This window comes from Bacteroidota bacterium (genome assembly GCA_036522515.1).
GTDB lineage: Bacteria > Bacteroidota > Ignavibacteria > UBA10030 > SZUA-254 > VBOC01.
In genome coordinates this window covers 1-18124 of sequence record DATDFQ010000059.1, presented here as the reverse complement: position 1 = coordinate 18124, position 18124 = coordinate 1, and the positions used below count along the sequence as shown (strand labels likewise).

Annotated in this window: 11 protein-coding genes; 5 read left to right on the top strand and 6 right to left on the bottom strand. The window is 59.1% G+C overall.

The features are described from left to right. Positions 1 to 74 precede the first annotated feature (74 nt). Positions 75 to 3290, top strand: a complete 3216-nt coding sequence (locus VI215_12820) for a T9SS type A sorting domain-containing protein (GenBank protein HEY6193198.1) — start codon at positions 75 to 77, stop codon at positions 3288 to 3290. Between the two features lie 74 nt (positions 3291 to 3364). Here the strand turns inward: VI215_12820 and VI215_12815 are convergent, their stop codons facing one another. The 6 genes from VI215_12815 to VI215_12790 form a co-directional block, all read right to left on the bottom strand. Continuing rightward, the gene (locus tag VI215_12815) at positions 3365 to 5527 is read right to left on the bottom strand and encodes a vWA domain-containing protein (GenBank protein ID HEY6193197.1); all 2163 of its coding nucleotides are present in this window, start codon (positions 5525 to 5527) and stop codon (positions 3365 to 3367) included. 4 nt (positions 5528 to 5531) lie between these two features. Continuing rightward, positions 5532 to 7583 (bottom strand): S8/S53 family peptidase, encoded by a 2052-nt coding sequence (locus VI215_12810; GenBank protein ID HEY6193196.1) that lies wholly within the window; start codon positions 7581 to 7583, stop codon positions 5532 to 5534. 10 nt (positions 7584 to 7593) lie between these two features. Continuing rightward, the gene (locus VI215_12805) at positions 7594 to 8571 is read right to left on the bottom strand and encodes a MoxR family ATPase (protein HEY6193195.1); all 978 of its coding nucleotides are present in this window, start codon (positions 8569 to 8571) and stop codon (positions 7594 to 7596) included. Positions 8572 to 8717: 146 nt separating this feature from the next. After that, the gene (locus VI215_12800) at positions 8718 to 10010 is read right to left on the bottom strand and encodes a peptidylprolyl isomerase (GenBank protein ID HEY6193194.1); all 1293 of its coding nucleotides are present in this window, start codon (positions 10008 to 10010) and stop codon (positions 8718 to 8720) included. Next, positions 9997 to 10854 carry a peptidylprolyl isomerase gene (locus VI215_12795; protein ID HEY6193193.1) on the bottom strand — a complete coding sequence of 286 codons (858 nt, stop codon included), beginning with the start codon at positions 10852 to 10854 and terminating at the stop codon, positions 9997 to 9999. Before VI215_12795 ends, VI215_12800 begins: the two co-directional genes overlap by 14 nt. A gap of 1 nt (position 10855) precedes the next feature. After that, on the bottom strand, positions 10856 to 12874 hold the full coding sequence (locus VI215_12790; GenBank protein ID HEY6193192.1) for a peptidylprolyl isomerase: 2019 nt from the start codon (positions 12872 to 12874) through the stop codon (positions 10856 to 10858). Between the two features lie 176 nt (positions 12875 to 13050). Between VI215_12790 and VI215_12785 the strand changes: the two genes are divergently transcribed. The 4 genes from VI215_12785 to mqnE form a co-directional block, all read left to right on the top strand. Further along, positions 13051 to 13905 carry a UbiA-like polyprenyltransferase gene (locus VI215_12785; protein HEY6193191.1) on the top strand — a complete coding sequence of 285 codons (855 nt, stop codon included), beginning with the start codon at positions 13051 to 13053 and terminating at the stop codon, positions 13903 to 13905. Next, positions 13902 to 14453 carry a UbiX family flavin prenyltransferase gene (locus VI215_12780; GenBank protein HEY6193190.1) on the top strand — a complete coding sequence of 184 codons (552 nt, stop codon included), beginning with the start codon at positions 13902 to 13904 and terminating at the stop codon, positions 14451 to 14453. Before VI215_12785 ends, VI215_12780 begins: the two co-directional genes overlap by 4 nt. Before the next feature lie 29 nt (positions 14454 to 14482). After that, positions 14483 to 16300, top strand: a complete 1818-nt coding sequence (locus VI215_12775) for a UbiD family decarboxylase (protein ID HEY6193189.1) — start codon at positions 14483 to 14485, stop codon at positions 16298 to 16300. Between the two features lie 72 nt (positions 16301 to 16372). Further along, positions 16373 to 18124: aminofutalosine synthase MqnE (gene mqnE, locus VI215_12770; GenBank protein HEY6193188.1), on the top strand; the 1752-nt coding region annotated here is incomplete at its 3' end.

Here is an 18124-nt window from a genome sequence, read left to right as displayed (position 1 = left end):
TTCCCGTGATTACGTGATTGCCAACCCGGTTTCGGGAGGGTACATTACTGCATGACTAACATAATGGAGAAATTATGATTCGAGGTACGTTCGGGTGGAGGCTCAAAAAAACGATGACGATTCTTGTTGTCATTGCTCTGATCTTCGCGGCAAAAAATTCTGCGGAAGCACAGTACACGCAGCAAGGAAGCAAGCTCGTCGGCACCGGTGCCGTACCTTTTCCTGGGGAAGGCGTCTCCGTCGCCATTTCGGCCGACAGCAGCACTGCAATAGTGGGTGGAGACCTGGACAGCAACCAAAGGGGCGCGGCGTGGGTCTTCACACGCACGGATAGTTCCTGGACACAACAAGGATCGAAGCTTTTCGGCACAGGCTCTATAGGTTTCGCCCGACAAGGCCACTCGGTAGCCATTTCCGCCGATGGCAATACGGCAATCGTGGGTGGGCAGAACGACAGTGGGATGGGTGCGGTCTGGGTCTTCACACGCTCCGGAGGCGTGTGGACGCAGCAGGGCGCGAAGCTCGTCGGCACCGGCGCTGTTGGTCCCGCCGAACAAGGTCAGTCGGTCTCCCTCTCCGCCGACGGCAATACGGCAATTGTCGGTGGACCGCTCGACAATGGAAACGCCGGTGCGGCATGGATCTTCACGCGCGCAGGCGGTGTGTGGGCCCAACAAGGATCGAAGCTTGTCGGCACGGGCGGTGTGGGGAATGCCCGACAAGGCGCCTCGGTCGCCCTTTCCGCCGACGGCAATACGGCAATCGTCGGTGGAAATTCCGACAATAGTAGCGCCGGAGCGGCATGGGTCTTCACGCGCAGCGGCCTTCCACCCGTGTGGACGCAGCAGGGATCGAAGCTTGTCGGCACCGGCGCTGTTGGTGCCGCCGCACAAGGTCAGTCGGTCGCCCTTTCCGCCGACGGCAGTACATCAATCATCGGTGGATTCTTCGACAACGGTAACGCCGGAGCGGCGTGGGTCTTCACACGCAATGGCGTTACATTGCTGTGGACGCAGCAGGGATCGAAGCTTGTCGGCACCGGCGCCGTGGGCGCTGCTTTCCAGGGCTCTTCCGTCTCCCTGTCCGGCGACGGCAATATGGCGATCGTCGGTGGACAAGGCGACAGTAGTAATTGGGGTGCTTCCTGGGTCTTCACGCGCAGTGGCCTTCCTCTCGCGTGGGCGCAGCAGGGATCGAAGCTTGTCGGCACGGGCGGTGTGGGGGGTGCCCGACAAGGCGTCTCAGCCGCCCTTTCCTCCTCTGGCACCTTCTTGATCGTGGGTGGGCATACCGATAATGCAAATCGGGGAGCCGCGTGGATCTTCACACGCTCCGGAGGTGTGTGGACCCAGCAAGGATCGAAGCTTTTCGGCACAGGCTCGGTGGGTCGAGCCGGACAAGGTCAGTCGGTCTCTCTTTCCGCCGACGGCAATACGGCAATCGTGGGTGGACAGTTCGACAGTAATTATGCTGGTGCCGCGTGGGTCTTCACGCGGACAGCCGGTGCCTGGACCCAGCAGGGGACGAAGCTCGTCGGCACGGGCGGGGTGGGCCCCGTTTACCAAGGCGCCTCAGTCGCCCTCTCCGCCGATGGGAATACGGCGATCGTGGGTGGACCGCTCGACAGTAATTATGCTGGTGCCGCATGGGTATTCGTGCGGACAGGCGGTGTGTGGTCGCAACAGGGACCGAAACTAGTCGGTACGGGCGCTGTCGGGGGTGCCGAACAAGGTTACTCAGTCTCCATTTCTGCCGACGGCAATACGGCGATCGTGGGTGGACCGATCGACAACACCCAAAAGGGTGCTGCCTGGGTCTTCACACGCTCCGGAGGTGTGTGGACGCAGCAGGGGTCGAAGCTCGTCGGCCTGGACGCCGCCGCAGGTACTGGCCGTGAGGGCTACGCAGTTGCCCTTTCCGCCGATGGCAATACGGCAATCGTAGGGGGAGACGGCGACAATGGTAATGCAGGTGCGGCCTGGATCTATACACGCTCGGGAGGTTTGTGGAACCAGCAGGGACCAAAACTTGTCGGCTCAGGGCCGGTATTGGGACCTGGCAACAGAGGCTCCTCAGTCGCTCTCTCCGCAGATGGCAATACAGCGATTGAGGGGGGGTATAGTTACCATAGTAATAGCGGTGCCGCGTGGGTCTTCACGCGCTCAGCCGGTGTCTGGACGCAGCAGACCCTTCTCGCCGGCACAGGGGCGGTGGACCCTGCTAAAAGAGGAACCTCAGTCTCCCTTACCGCCGATGGCAATACGGCAATCGTCGGTGGACCGCTCGACAATGGAAACGCCGGAGCGGCGTGGGCCTTCACACGCTCAGGGAGTGTGTGGACTCAACTTGGTAGCAAGCTCGTCGGCACGGGGACCAGCGGTGCTTACCAGGGCTTCTCAGCGTCCCTTTCCGCCGATGGCAACACCGTCATCGCGGGTGGACCGACCGACAATGAAAACGCCGGTGCGGCATGGGTGTTCGTGAGAGCACAAACGACGTTCCAGGATACGGTGGCGAACGGATGGAACATGCTCTCGGTGCAGGTGACCCCGGATGATTACCATAAGTCGATTCTCTTTCCCTCTGCAATATCAAACGCGTTCGCCTACCAGGGGGGTTACGTCACGCAACCCGTTCTTGAAAATGGGAAAGGATACTGGGTGAAGTTCAACGGGGATCAAATCGACTCGATCACCGGTTATCCCCGGACGACGGACTCGATTGATGTAGTGCCGGGATGGAACATCGTCGGATCGATAAGCGTCCCCGTCAACGTTTCCAGCATCACGAGCGCGCCCGGTAGTCTGGTCACATCGCCATTCTTCGGTTATAACAGCGCATACACGATTGCCACGACAATCGATCCCGGAAAGGCCTACTGGGTGAAGACAAACAATGCGGGAAAGTTATATCTGAGCTCGGCGGGCGCCGTGCCACAAGCAGGACGGATCAGGATTGTCGAAGGGAGAGACGCTCCCCCTTCTCCGCCGGAGCAATCCGGGGTTGCGGAACCGGGACAACGTCCCGCGGAATTTGCGCTCGGCCAGAATTATCCCAATCCGTTTAACCCATCGACAATTGTCAGGTATCAATTGCCGTACCAGAGCCATGTGGTGTTACGGGTGTACGATCTGCTCGGGCAGGATGTTGCGACCCTGGTGGACGGGGTTCAGGATCCGGGGTACAAGTCGGTCAGCTGGGACGCCAGCGGGGTTTCGAGCGGCATCTACTATTATCGATTGACGGCGGGGACGTTCACCCTGACAAAGAGAATGATCGTCGTCAAATAGAGCATCGGCAACTCCGGCGAGCTCTGCCAGTTTCAAAGAGATGTTCCCCCGCAAGGGCCGGAACATCTCTTTGATCACAGCATCCCGCTCCTCTTCCGGAGGAACCATTCCACCGCGAGGAGCAGAATGATCAGCCCCGCGAGGTATTTCCAGTTCCAGAGCTCGATCTCGCTCGCGTTCACCAGCTCCTTCGGTTCGAACTTGACTGCCGACGCGATGTCGCGGAAAAGTCCGGCGGCCGAATCGATGTCGACATACCTGCCGCCCGTCTGAAAGGCCATCTGTTCGAGGAGCTGCTTGTTCATCCTCGTTTGCAAAAATTCGAGGTTCACCTGGCCCACGGTGAATTTCCCGCGGTCTTCACCGACCGCGGTGCCTCCTGCGGTCGCCTTTCCTGTAAACGTGTAGTCGCCCCCCGGGAGTCCGTCCAGCGATCCCTCGTACCGTCCGTTTCCCACCGCGTTCAGGGAAATCTTCGTTTTCTCCTTGCCGTGCTCGAGATCGACGGTCACCTCGGCGTCGTCTTCCGGACGGAGCTGTTCGTCATAGATCTGGCCCTCCATCTCCACCTGCTCCGCGGTCGTGAACACCTCTTTCAGAGGCGCAATCCGCACCCTCTTCTGGTCTTCCCTCGTCGTGAGCCACCGGACAACGTTCCCCATCAGAACCGGAAAGAAATTCACGAGCCGCGTGTCGTCCTGAACGAGCAACCTCCATCTCCAGACGCCCTCCCCCGTGATCGCATAAGATTTTTCGCCGTTGAGGTTTCGCGAAAGAATCAACGGCTCACCGATCACCGTATTTTGAAACGTTCCCGAAGCAAGGATGTCCGATCCCGGCTTGGCGCGGAAGATCGTCTGGGTTTTGAAGATCGGCGGGAGCCGTTGCCAGGTTTCATCGGTCATCGTTCCCTGCAGGGTGGCCAGAGGATGGTTCCTGTGCAGCGCCGGGACTGCGGCCCCGATCAGGCCTTCATTCTGGCTTACCCCCGACCAGCTGAAGGGGAGCGCGGGCTCCAGTTGCTGCAGTTTTGCATAATCGGTCTTCCTGCTGTTTATAAAGAAAACCGGTTTCTTTTCCCTGTCGACGGCCTCGGCGACCTGTTGAAGAATCGCAGGGGATGATCCCTGCGACGGGAATCCGACGAGAACCAGGCAGTCGGCGCTATCGAGGAGCTGGCGGCGGAACGGGCCCTCGTAGAATACATCCCTGCTCTTCTGTACATACGACGCCACCGTGAAATGTCCGTCCTCCGTGAAGGCCTGACGGACGGCGGCGACGTCGGGGGCCGGGGCACCCGCGAAGAGCAAAATCCTCAGCTTGCTCCGGAGGACTTTCACGAAAAACGACCGCGCATTATTCTTCTCGGTCAGTTCGCCCGGCAGCCTGGAGACGCTGACGGTGTACTTCTTTGTCCCCTCCTCCTTCGGCTCGACGAACATCCGCAGCGGATACTCATGCGTGCCCTCCTTTACTTTCAAAACGGTGCGATCGAGAAGAGAGGGTCCCTCGGAGAGAGTGACCTCGACGTTCTGGTCCGCATACCCGGACGACTTGATCGAGATATCGACCGGCACGCGCGTCTCCGCGTAGGCGATCGCGTTGGAGACCGCCTTTGCGACAAGGATATCTTTCTGCTCGGCGGTATCTCCCACTCCCACCGTGAAGAGAGGAACCCCGAGCGCTTCGGCATCGTAGACCGGGTTCCTTCCGTTCGTGTAGTTCCCGTCCGAAATCAGCACCACGCCGCGAATATTCTCCTTTTCAATCCGGTCCTTGAGGCCGGCGAGAGCGGCGGAAAGGTCGGTGGTCTCGCCGTCAAAGCGGAGGGATTCGGGGAGCGCGGATTGCTCCGGCTGAAGTTTTGACGCGAAGAGATGCAGCTTCATGCCCGCGCCGGAGGGGAGATGCGAGAGTTCGCTGTTGTTAATGAGCGGCCTGATGTCCGACGCCGGGTTGCGCGCTGTCGGAATCGTCATGCTCTGTGAGTTGTCGATCAGAACGGCGAGCCCCGCCGGTTGGTGGTCGGTCTGCACGAGCCGCAACACCGGCTCGAAAAATATGAGGAGCATGAGAACGAGGGCAAGGGACCGGATGACCGACAGAAGCGTTCTTCGCAGAGGGGCGAGCGGGGGAAGCGTGTACCTGTAGAATAGAAACGCCGCCCCGAGAAGCGCGGCTACAAGGAGGAGCGCGACAAGGACATTTCCACCGAGAGAGAAGGAGAATTTTGCCATGCGTCTACCGGACCAGCATCATTTTTCTCGTGGAGACGAAGCGGGGGGTCGTCAGCCTGTAGAAATAAACCCCGCTCGCCAGATCGCCCGCGTCGAACAGGACCGTGTGGCCGGACCCGGCCTGTTGAAAGCCGTGAGTGAGCACCGCTACCTGCCTGCCCAGGAGATCATAGACCCGGACGTCCGCGACGTCCGCGACCGGTAGGTCGAATTCGATGATCGTTCTTCCGTTAAAGGGGTTCGGGTAATTCTGCGCGAGAGAAAAAAGGTTCGGAAGCAACGGATCCCTTTCGACGCCTCCGAGACCGTACCGCAAATGCCATACCGACCGGGTCGATGGAGCGGGACTCTGGTAAGAATTTCCCGCACTGTCGGAGGCATTGATCGTAAATTGAACGAGCGTTCCATGCAGTTGGCGGGGAATAATCGCGCGGTACCTGCCCGAAGTCGGATAAAACATCGCGGAATCGAGCGTCATCCCGATGGACGCGTTTTCCCGGTCGATCGCGCCGGAATAATGGAGAGTCACGCTCGCGGGAACGATCCCTTTCGCCGATACCACAATACTCGACACGACACTTTCCGAATGGGTCACGGCGATCCCTGGGGTATTGCCGAAGACAGGTCCGAAGCTGAGCGCGGCGTCGAACGCGTTGACGAGGCCCCATCCGGTGAAGTTGTTCGGACTCGAAGGGAACCTGATGCTGTCGACGACCGGCCGGGCTGTGGAGCGGAGCGCGTCCCGAACCTGAATGGGAGTCAATTCAGGCCTCGCGGAAAGAACAAGCGCCGCCGAAGCCGCCGCGAGCGGCGTGGCGAGCGAAGTACCCTGTTGCAGCCAGTATGAATCGGGTACGCGGGCGCAGAAGACCTGGACTCCGGGAGTCACGACATCCGGCTTCGTGCGCCCGTCGTTCGTGGGGCCCGTAGAACTGAATCCAGCCAGCTTTTCTCCGAACGTGATCGCTCCGACCGAGACGATGCTATCCGCGTCCGCCGGCGTCAGCATGGTCCCCGCCACCCCGTCTCCGTTCCCCTCGTTCCCCATCGCGTCGCAGACGACCACCCCCAGCCTCGCCGCGCGCGCGGCCGCAAGGGCAGTCACCGACGTCCTGCCGTTAAAGTCGCCATGCGCCCACGTGTAGCCCGATCCGCCGTCGAAAATATCATAACCGAGAGAGCTGCTCACGACATCCACCCCTCTCGATTCCATCCATTCGAGCCCCGCCGCCCAGTTATCCTCTTCGACGGGGGTTTCACTCCGGATGTCTTCCGTTTTCGCCAGGATGAAATCGGCGTTGAAGGCCGGACCGATGAGTTTCCCGGGCATGTAGCCTCCGAGGACCGACATCGTGAGGGTTCCATGGACGTCCTGATCGGGAGTGTCCGGGCTTTCGTTCGAAGTCGTGCTGTCCTTGAAAATGAAATCATACTCGGCGATGACATGCCTGGTCCGGAGCGCCTCGTGCACTCTCCAGCGGAAACCCGAATCGAGCATTCCGACCAGCACCCCCGAACCGGTAATCCCCAGGTCGTGGAGAAGTGTCGCATGAATCGCCTCCACCTGGGCGAGCGACGAGCCATAATCGATCGACGTGGAAACAGGGAGCGCGGGCGCTGCATACTTGCCGCCGGTCTGCTCTTCCTTATGGCCGCCGAAGGCCGCGACCGGGGCGATGCGTTTGACGAACGGAAGGCGCGACACGGGATCGACCAGATCCGGCGCAAGATAGAAACTCGCCGCGTTCATCCACCGGCTTTCGTTCGCAAGAACGCCACCCGCATCGCGGATCGCCTGAAGGTATGGGCTCGAGAGGGGCAGGTCCTGGAAATCGACGAGCATGCCGGGGGGGAGCGTCTTCTCCCTGCGGTGCAATGCGCGGGGCGTCAGGCGGCTCTCAGAGGATGATGGGCTTGCGACGGAGGGACCTTTATCGATAAAATAGACCCAGTACTTTTTCTGCGCCGGGGAAGAAGCGGAGAGGGTCAGGCAAAGAAGAGAAACAAGGAGCAGTGTTGCTCGTGCTGATCGGAGCACCGGACGGGCGTTCGCCATGTGCAGCGCGTCAGTCGTTCTCTAACAGCTTCTCGACAATCTGGATAGCAGCGACACCGTCGGCCTCCGCGTTAAAGTTCGGGACAATCCTATGGCGAAGCACCGGCCCTACGACCTTGCGGACATCCTCCACGTCGGGCGTATGCCGGCCAGCAAGGATGGCGCGGGTCTTGGCGCCGAGAATCAGATATTGGGACGCTCGAGGACCCGCCCCCCAGCTCAGCCAATCCTTGATGAATTGAGGAGATGCCGCCGCCTTCGGTCTGGTGCGTGTCACGGTGTTCACGGCATAGGCCACGACATTGTCGGCGACGGGGACCCGCCGGACCAGTTCCTGATAAAAGAGGATCTCTTCCTTTCCGAGCATGTGGGTGAGCTTCGGAGAGTACATGCTGGTCGTCGACTTGACGATCTCGATCTCCTCCTTCTCGGAGGGATATTCCAGCCACAGGTTGAACATGAACCGGTCAAGCTGCGCCTCGGGAAGCGGGTAGGTCCCCTCCTGCTCGATCGGATTTTGTGTCGCGAGGACAAAGAACGGTTCTTCGAGAACGTATTTCTGCCCAGCCGCCGTCACGTGATGCTCCTGCATCGCTTCGAGAAGCGCCGCCTGTGTTTTCGGGGGCGTGCGGTTGATTTCGTCGGCGAGGAGGATGTTCGCGAAGACGGGCCCCTTGACGAACTTGAACGACTTCGTTCCCGTGGCGCGGTTGTCCTCGATGATCTCCGTGCCGGTGATATCGCTCGGCATCAGGTCGGGCGTGAACTGGATCCGGCTGAATTTCAGATCCATCACTTCTGCGAGAGTCTTGATCAGCAGGGTTTTCGCGAGCCCCGGGACCCCCACCAGGAGGCAATGACCGCGGGCCAAAAGGGAAATCAGGAGCTGCTCGACCACCTCATCCTGCCCGATGATCACTTTTGCGATTTCAGCCTTGATCGCGGCAAAGCTTTCCCGCAGCGCTGCAACCGCCTCAACGTCGCTCAATTCTCGTACCGGCCGGCCTGTATTCACTTCGTCCTCTTGGTGATGATGTGCTGCTTATTGAACAACAACCCCTCGAATGTCATCCTGAGCGAAGCGAAGGATCTCGGAGATTCTTCGTCGCTACGCTCCTCAGAATGACAAGCCTTTTACATCCGCACTTCCCAAAAGTATTGCTGGCGGAGCTGCTTGATCCATTTCTGGTATGCGAGGTTCTGCTTGTACGATCCCGCAAGATTTTCCACCTGCGTCCAGTCGTCCTGGAGATTCATGCTGTGCTCCTGGGTGTGTTTCTTCAGGTAGATGATTTGAAAGCCGGAGGTGGAGCCGGTGGTCACCGGCACCGGATCGCTCACCTCGCCCGCCTTCATGGTCCGGACGAGATCCTGCAGCGACTTGTCGAACTGGCTGACCGGGAGGTTTCCGAGCGCTCCGCCCAGCGGGCCGGATTCCTTGTCGTCGGAGTGACGCTTTGCGAGGTCGGAAAAATCGGCGCCATGCGCGATGCTGTCTTTGAGCGCTTTGAGAAAAGCGATCGTCGAATCGGCGGCGGCGCTGTCGATCCCGATCTTAAACAGTATATGCCGGGCATGAACCGATTCGCCGCGACGCTCGAGGAGCTGAATGATGTGGAACCCGCGCGATGTCTCCACGATGTCCGAGATCTGGTTTTCCTTCAAGCCGAACACCACCTCTTCAAACTCTTTTACGAATTGGCCGCGGCGCCAGGAACCGAGATCGCCGCCCGAGGAGGCGGTCGCGGGATCCTGTGAATAGCGGCGCGCAAAATCCGCAAAATCGCCCCCGGCCCGGATGGAATCCAGAACGAGCGACGCCTTCGCCCGGACGACCCGCTTTCCCGATTCCCCGACCATGGGGAGCTTGAAAATATGATAGAGATCCGCCCCCTCGGGAACCGGGGGAAGGCTGTCCTTGAACTGCGCGAAGAATTCCTCCACCTCGCGGCGGGAGGGTTTGATGTTCCCGAACTTTGCCTGCTGCAGGTATTGGACGAGGAGCCTTTTCCGCGTTTCGTCGCGGAATTCCCTCTTCATCTTTGTGATTGGCATGCCGTAGAGCTCTTCGACTTTTTTCTCCGAGCCGGCCTGCTGTATCCGCTGCGCCACGAGCTGGTCGAGCTGGGCGGTGACTTCATCCTCGGTCACGGTGATCGTGGTGTCCTCGAGCGCGCTCGCCAGCATGAGTTTCTCGTTGATCAGCGCCTCGAGCACCTGCTGCTTGAGACCGGGCGTGCTGAGATCGACATGGTTGTTAAACGAATAGAATTCGGACTGCGCGTTGAGGTCCGACATCAGTATCGGTTCCTTGCCGACGACGGCGACGATCCGGTCGATGACCTCGGGCTGCGCGATAAGGACCTGCAGGCCGCAGAGGAACAGAAGGACCAGGAAAAGGGCGGCCCGGGCGTTATTCGTGAGCATGCGTGGAGTCGGTTGTTCGATGAGTTCCCAACATCAGTTCAACATCGGCCTTCGACCGAAGGGTTCCGAGGAGTTCGTCATAGCGGCGCCGTCTCGACTCCATGAGAAGCCTCTGCCGGACTTCGGGCCGGGCGAGTTCAAACGCGGCGGGTGATCCCTGATCGTACCGCGCGAGGCACTGGAGAACGAAGTATCCGCCCGCGGTTTTGACGGGGAAGGAAACCTCGTTGACCGAGAGCGCGGATGCGACCTTCCAGAGCTCGGGCGGGAAGAGCGTTTGCATCGTGTAGTATTGCGCGTGCGTCGAGGCAAGCACGCTCGATGCGGCCGACGAATCGTGCAGGAGATGTTCAACGGCGGCCGGCCAGGCCGAGCCCTTTGTCACCGATGCGGAGAACGAATTTGCAAGATCGCGGCTGTTCAGCGCGAGGAGATTGAGCTGGAGAGTGTTTTCGCGGATCTGGAATTCCCGGGCGTGTTCCTTGAAGTACTGCTGCATCGCTTCCGGCGTGAGCCCGGCGGTATCCGAATAGACGAAGTGCTCGAGGTATGTCTGGTTCGCGAGCTGGCGGCGCACTTCCTCAAGCTGGCGGATAAACTCCGGGGAGTTCTCGACTCCCTGGCGCTTCGCTTCCTGGTACAAAAGCTCCGTGTTGACCCAATACGAGGCGTAGTCGTTCAGAGCGTAGTCGAGCGCGGCCCGGGTGGTGTCGATATGGGCTTTCGCCTCGTCCAGCGTCAGCTCGGCCGAACCGACCCGTGCGATAACCCGGCCGGAAGGCTGCTGACGGCAGCCGAAGAGTAGGATCGGGAGGAGAAAAAAACCGGGATGGAGAGATCGCATCTCACGGAGGTCCGGACGCCTGCGGGGAGGTGAACGCGTTCTTGAGCAGTTCTTTGTTCTGCTTCACCGGGAACTTTTGCCGCACCCGGTCGACCCATTGTTGCTCAAGAAGCTTCGACTGGTGTTCCTGATAGGAGTTTGAAACTTCCGCACCGGCTTCCTCATACGATTTCTGGCGTGCCGGCTCCTTCCCGAGGAGCTTTACGATGGCATAGCCGCCGTTCTCGAGCTCGAACGGCTCGGAGATCTCTCCGATGGCGAGCGCGGAGGCCTGTGCCGCAACTTCTCCGGTGTCGGGGATCAGGAAGCCCTTCTCGCCCGCTTTGGCCTTCAGGTCGGCGTCCTCATTCCATTGAGTCGCCAGGGCGGTAAAGTCCGCACCGTGTTTGAGGGAATCGTAAATCATGAGGGCCGAGGTATCGGCTTCGAGATAGATTTCGCCGATCCTGAGCCGAGGGGGGAACATGAACTTATCCTTGTTCTCGGCATAGTATTTCCGGAGAGAGGAATCGGTCACGGTCGTCTTGTTCCAGACCTCCATCTGTTCCAGCTTATAGAGAATGATGCCGTCGGTGTATTCCTTCATCAGAGCCGCGAAATCGGGATAGCGTGATTCCAGCCCCGCCGATTTTTCTTCAAAAAGGAATGCGTCGGCGATTCGATCGATGTGAGGCTTCAATTCACCCTCGCGGAGCGAAGCGCTCCGGAACTCCGGTTTGTTCCGGAGGATCGTGATCACCGTATCCAGGGTCACCGGCCGCCCGGCGATCGTCATCAGTGCGGATTTCCGGATCTCCGGAGTGAGCTTCTCGTCCCAGGCGCTGTCTTCGGTCGTTTTCGTGGAATCGACATGGGAAAGGAGGTCCTTCAGCGCCTCCTCATGGAATGAATACCCGAATTGTCTCTTCAGTGAATCGACAAAGGCCGTGTAATCGTCGTTGTACCGGGTCTGCTGGTAGGTCTTCTTGAGCTCGCTTTCCATGGAGGCGTACGATCCGAGCGATTTCGAGCTGTCACATCTCAGGATATGAAATCCGAACGGAGTCCTGACAATTCCGGAGACCTCGCCCACCTTGAGTTTGAAGGCGGCCTGATCGAACGGCAGCACCCACCGGGCCCGCTCGAACCAACCCAGGTCGCCCCCCTGGCCCGAGCTCCCCCCGTCTTCGGAGAGCTTCGTCGCCAGGCCCGCGAAATCCAACCCTTTCTTCAGACTATCCTGGATCCCCTTGATACGTGTGAGAGCGCCCGCCACCTCGGCGGAATCGGGAGTCTGATTCTGAAAGCGCGCCATGATGTGGCGGACTTTTATGGACCGTGTCGGTTCTGTTTCAATGACACGCACGACATGATAGCCGAACGGAGAGCGAACGGGGTTCGGGCCGATTTGACCCGGCGGGATGGAGTAGATCGCATCTTCAAGAGGTGCGGGCACCTTGCCGCCAGAAATAAAGTAAATATCCCCGCGGTTCGTGCTCGCACCCGGTCCCTCCGAGAATTTTATCGCGAGAGAATCAAAGTTCTCCCCCGCTTTTGCGCGCCGGATAATATCCGTTGCCTTGGTATAGAGTTTGAGCGTATCCTGGGGGCTTGCATCGGGCTTCATCGGGAGAAGAATGTGCTGAACGTGCACCTGTTTCTGCCGCCGTTCGTAGAGCCGCCGGATCCCCGGCCCGCTGATTTCCTTCTCGATCAGGAAGGTGGAAGCGAGCGTGGCGCGGTATTCGTGGAGCTCTTTCGTGATCTCGGGGTCGTCGATCAGGTGCCGGTCGTACGCGTCCTGGAGTTTCAGCTTGTAATTTGTGAGGAGGTCGAGAAAGTGTTCCCGGTCGGCGGGAGTGCTTTTCCGGGCGACATCGAGAGTCGTGCTGTTCCGGAGGTAAAACGTCTCATAATCCCTCATCGTGACCTTGTGCTGGCCTACTTCGAGGACAATCTGGTCGTCATACTTGGGAGCGCAGCCATGGAACATACCCAGCGAGAGGAGAAAGGCCGCCAGCGTCCCGGATCGTAACTTCATTGAAAAAATCCTTTCGGTTGCGATTTTACAAGGGTTGGATTTGGGGGCAATCGAACAAATAGTATAGTCAAAATTATCGAAACATTCAAGAATTCCGGCGCTTTCTTGCATCAAACTCAATTTTTGCCTATATTTTCCCGACTTTTCGCCTCTCACGAGATCACGAATCCTTCACCGTGAAGCAAACCATCTTCCAGACCAACAGGTTCCTTAGTTTCGTAAAGATCGAGCACACCCTTTTTACGCTTCCTCTGATTTATAGCGGTCTGGCGCTCGGAATTCACGGATTCCCCTCCCTGAGAATCCTTCTCCTTGTCCTTACAAGCGCGATCGGGGCCCGGACAGCGGCGTTCGCTCTCAACCGAATCATCGACCGGCGCATCGACGGCCGAAACCCGCGGACGGTAGTGCGCGAATTACCGAGCGGGAGAATGAAGCTTGGCGAGGCGATTATCGTGCTGGCCCTCGGCATCGCCGTCTATCTGACCTCGGCGGCGTTGATATCGACGTTCTGCCTCGCTCTTTCGCCGATACCGCTCCTTATTTTTGCGATTTATCCTTACATGAAGCGATTTACGGCTTTCTCCCACTTCGGCGTTGGCCTCGGCATGGCGATGGCGCCTCTCGGGGGCTGGTTCGCCGCCTCCCCCTCGTTCGAGAATCTCCCCCCCGCGATCCTCTTGTGCCTGTTCACGGTCTTCTGGGGCGCCGGCTTCGATATCATCTACGCAACTCTCGATGAGGAATTTGACCGCCGCGAAAACCTCTATTCCTTCGTTTCCCGGTTCGGAAAAAGGAAGGCGCTCCTCTGGTCGTCGGTGCTCCACGTGGTGGCGTTCACCTGCCTGGCGCTCCTTTTCTTCACCACGATCCGCACGTGGTATGCGGTCCCCTTTCTTCTTCTTACCGGGATCCTCCTCTGGATCGAACAGCGCAAGTCTTCGAACGTCGAACTCGCCTTTTTCAAAATCAACGCCGGCCTCGGATTTCTCGTCTTCGCGATGATCGTCACCGGAGCCGTCGCCCGGTGAAAATCGTCGTCGGGATAACAGGTTCGTCGGGAGCAGTCTATGCGCTCGACTTTCTGAAAAAGTGCCCCCCCGACAAATTTCTGGTCGTGAGCAAATGGGGGAAAGCGCTCCTGAAAGACGAGCTGAACATCTCCGAGAAGGAGCTGCAGCCGTACGTCAAACGGCAGTTCGCGAACGACGACCTCGCCGCTCCCCTCGCGTCCGGCTCGAACCGGTTCGACGTGTTCGTCATTATCCCCTGCTCGACCTCCACGCTCGGCAAGATCGCCTCGGGAATCGGCGACACGCTGATCACACGCACCGCGCAGGTGGCGCTGAAGGAACGCTTCAAGCTGATTCTCTGCATCCGCGAGACTCCCCTCTCGACGATCGCTCTCGAACAGTGCACGCGGCTCTCGCGCGACGGGGCGGTGATCATGCCGATCGCTCCCCCGCTCTACTTTGTCCCCAAGACGGTGGAGGAATATGTCGGCGCGTTCACCGACAAACTCCTCGGCGCGGCCGGAATCCGGGAATCCCGGGGATGGCGCGCCAAGGAACTGGAGTGATGCGGCAGAGGCTCTCGCCGGAATCATGAATGCCCTCTCCTGACTTTCGCGGTTACCTGGCGGCGTTGACCGCCGCCGGCGAACTCCACCGGACCCAGGTTGAGATCGACCCCGCCCTCGAGCTGACCGAAGTTTCGACACGCGCCCTACGGGAGGGCAAACCGGCCCTGTTGGTCGAGCACCCGAAGGGCTCGGAATTTCCTCTCATCGTCAATCACTTCGCAAGCGCCCGCCGCATCGAACTCGCGCTCGGAAGGAATCCGGACGAGATCGGCGAAGAGCTGATCGGATTTCTCGAAAGCGCGTTTCCGCCGACGCTCGACGGGCTTCTCGGCAACAAACCGATCCTTCGGCGTTTTTTCAACGCGAGGCCAAAAAACGTCTCGTCCGGAGTCTCCCAACAGATGGTGGAAGCCCCCGATCTCGGCCGGCTGCCGGTTCAAGTCTGCTGGCCGAACGACGGCGGCCGCTTTATCACGTACGGTCAGGTCATCACCTCCGACCCCCGCGACGGCAAACGGAATATGGGAATCTACCGGCTTCAGGTCTATGACAAGGCTTCAACCGGAATGCACTGGCAAATTCATAAAGGGGGCGGGTTCCATTACGCCCGGGCCGGGAAGATGGGAAGAGACCTCGAGCTCGCGGTCGCCCTCGGGACAGATCCCGCATTGCTCATCGCGACGGTGGCGCCGCTTCCGGAAGGATTGGACGAGGCGATGTTCGCCGGTTTTTTGCAGAACCGGCGCGTTGAATTCAGACCCGGCAAATCGGTTTCGATTTCAGTTCCTGCCTCCGCCGAGTTTATACTGGAGGGAGTGGTTCCCGCCGGAGAGCGGCGCATGGAGGGTCCCTTCGGCGATCATTTCGGCCACTACTCCGGCGCGGCAGAATTCCCGGTCTTCCATCTCCGGGCAATCACGCGCCGGCGGAATCCGATTTATCCCGCGATCGTCGTCGGCAAGCCCCCGATGGAAGACAAGTTTTTGGGAGATGCGACGCAGCAGCTTCTCGGACGGCTGGTCAAGCTGATCCATAAAGAAGTGCAGGACCTCTGGGCGTACTATGAAGCAGGTTTTCACAACCTGCTTGTTGTCTCCATCGACGAGCGGTATCACAAAGAAGCGATGAAAGCTGCGCTCGGACTCATGGGCACCGATCAGCTCTCGCTGACGAAGTGCCTTGTCACCGTCTCGCCGGGCGTCGACGTGCGCGACTGGCACGCGGTGGTGCGGGAGATGCGGGAAAATTTCGATCCGCATTTTGATTTCATCATGATCCCAAATGTCCCGCTCGATACGCTCGATTTTACGAGCTACAAAATGAATCTGGGGAGCAAGATGATACTCGACGCGACGAAGAAGTCTTCGCGAAGATCGGGGGCTGAGGAGAAGAGGGTGACGCCGACGCGCGCGGAACTCGCAGCCCTGGATCGCCGCATTCTCGACTGCGATATCATCGATGAGACGCTCTTGATAGTGAAAGTCGAATCGGCTCTCTCCAATCTGCCGGGAGTTGGGACTCCGGAACCCGGTCCCACAGCGGGGATGCAGGTCCTTCGAAAACTCGTCGGCATGCCTGAGCTCGCATCGCTCAAAATGATCGCGGCCGTCAGCCCCGATGTGGATATTCACGACAGAGAGAGTTATATTTGGGGGATATTTACCAGGTTTGACTGCGAACGCGACGTCATTTTCACCGAAAGCAGGCTCGAGGGCATCTGTCCCATCCATAAAGGAGTCATGGGAATCGATGCCACCTGGAAACCCGGATACCCCGAACCGCTCGTGATGAAGGACGAGATTGTCAGGCGGGTCGACGAAAAGTGGGGAAAGATTTGGAAGTAAGTTGTCATCCTGAGCGAAGCGAAGGATCTCATTACCCCGCGGCACAACGCTGGGACAAGAACTGAATAACTTATGACGATTGCATTCCAGGACAAACAGCTTCTCCCCATCTGGGAGCGTGTCCGCCGGGGCGAGCGGCTCTCCCTCGAAGACGGCCTCACGATGTACCGCACGAACGACCTCATCTCGCTCGGAAAGATGGCCCACTTCGTCCAGCAGCAGAAGAGCGGCGACGCCGTCTATTTTGTCCTGAACCAGAAGATCGAGCACACGAACATCTGCATCCTCTCCTGCAAGTTCTGCGACTTCGCGGTCAAGAAGGGCGACCCCGAAGCGTACGAAATGGCCACCGAGGAAATCCTCTCGAAGCTGACCCCCGACATCCACGAAGTGCACATCACCGGCGGGATGCCCGCCGACTGGCCGTGGGAACGCTACCTCGACATCGTGAGGTCGATTCATGAAAAATTTCCCAATCTCGACGTAAAGGCTTTTACAGCCGTTGAGATCGATTTCTTCCACAAGAAATTCAAGCTTTCGATCGAGGAAGTATTGCGTCAACTGAAGGATGCCGGTCTGAGGACGATGCCCGGGGGCGGCGCGGAAGTGTTCTCGGAGCGGGTGCGAAAACTGATTTTCAACCAGAAGATCGGCGCGAAAACATGGTTCGAAGTCCACAAGACGGCGCACCGGCTCGGCATTCCGACGAACAGCACGATGCTCTACGGCCACATCGAGACGCTCGAAGAGCGGATCATCCACATGATCAAGCTGCGCGAGGCACAGGATGAGACGGGCGGATTCCTCACATTTATCCCGCTCGCGTTCCAGCCGGGCGATACCGGCATCAAGCCGCGGCACCGGTTCACGTCCGCCATCGACGATCTCAAGACGATCGCGATCTCGCGGCTCATGCTCGATAATTTCCCGCACATCAAGGCGTACTGGGTCATGCTCACCGAAGAAGTCGCGTCGATCGCGCTGAACTTCGGCGCGGACGACATCGACGGTACGGTCGGCCAGGAGCGGATCGCACACGACGCCGGGGCGGTGAGTCCCATGATGCTCGCCAAGGACCAGATCATCAAAATCATACGGGATGCGGGGAAAATTCCGGTCGAGCGCGACGTCTATTATAATCCCCTGAATCTGTATGCCGAAAACGTCGTGGGAAAGATCCCGTACCTGAATTCCGTCCCGTTCTACCGTCGCTTCGAGCCGCATGCCTTTAAGACGCTTCCCGTCAACCCGCGGCGCATGGGCCTCCTTCAGGAGAAAGGGCAAATCATCGCAGGCCCCTTCTCCCTCATGGATTACTTCGGGCAGGCCGGGCGCCTGCAACTCCTGAACTGGTGCATCGCCACACGCGATCAGGTGAAGAGCGTGATGCTTTTTTCCAATCACGGCTGGCGCGATTTACAAGGGAAACGAATCGGGATTACGAACGAGACCGCGACCTCGGTCAGGCTTCTTCAGGTCCTGCTCGAGAGAAAGTATGAGGTTCGGGCGACCTTCGAGCGGATGCACGGGGGAGTCAACGATTGTTCGGGGTATGATGCGGTTCTTCTGATCGGCGACGAGGCGCTTCGCAGGAATAAGTTCGGGCTCGAAGGCTTCGAGCTCGTGTTCGATCTGGCGAAGGAGTGGTATGATTGGAAAAAAATGCCGTTCGTCTTCGCCGTGTGGGCGGTCGACAAGGAGTTGCCTGCGGACCTGAAGAAAGATCTGGGAGATCTTATCGAGCGGTCGCTCGCGGATTCCGCCGGGCACTTTGCCGAAGTGGGTGAGCTCGCGGGGAAACAGATCGGCCTGACCGGGCCTGAG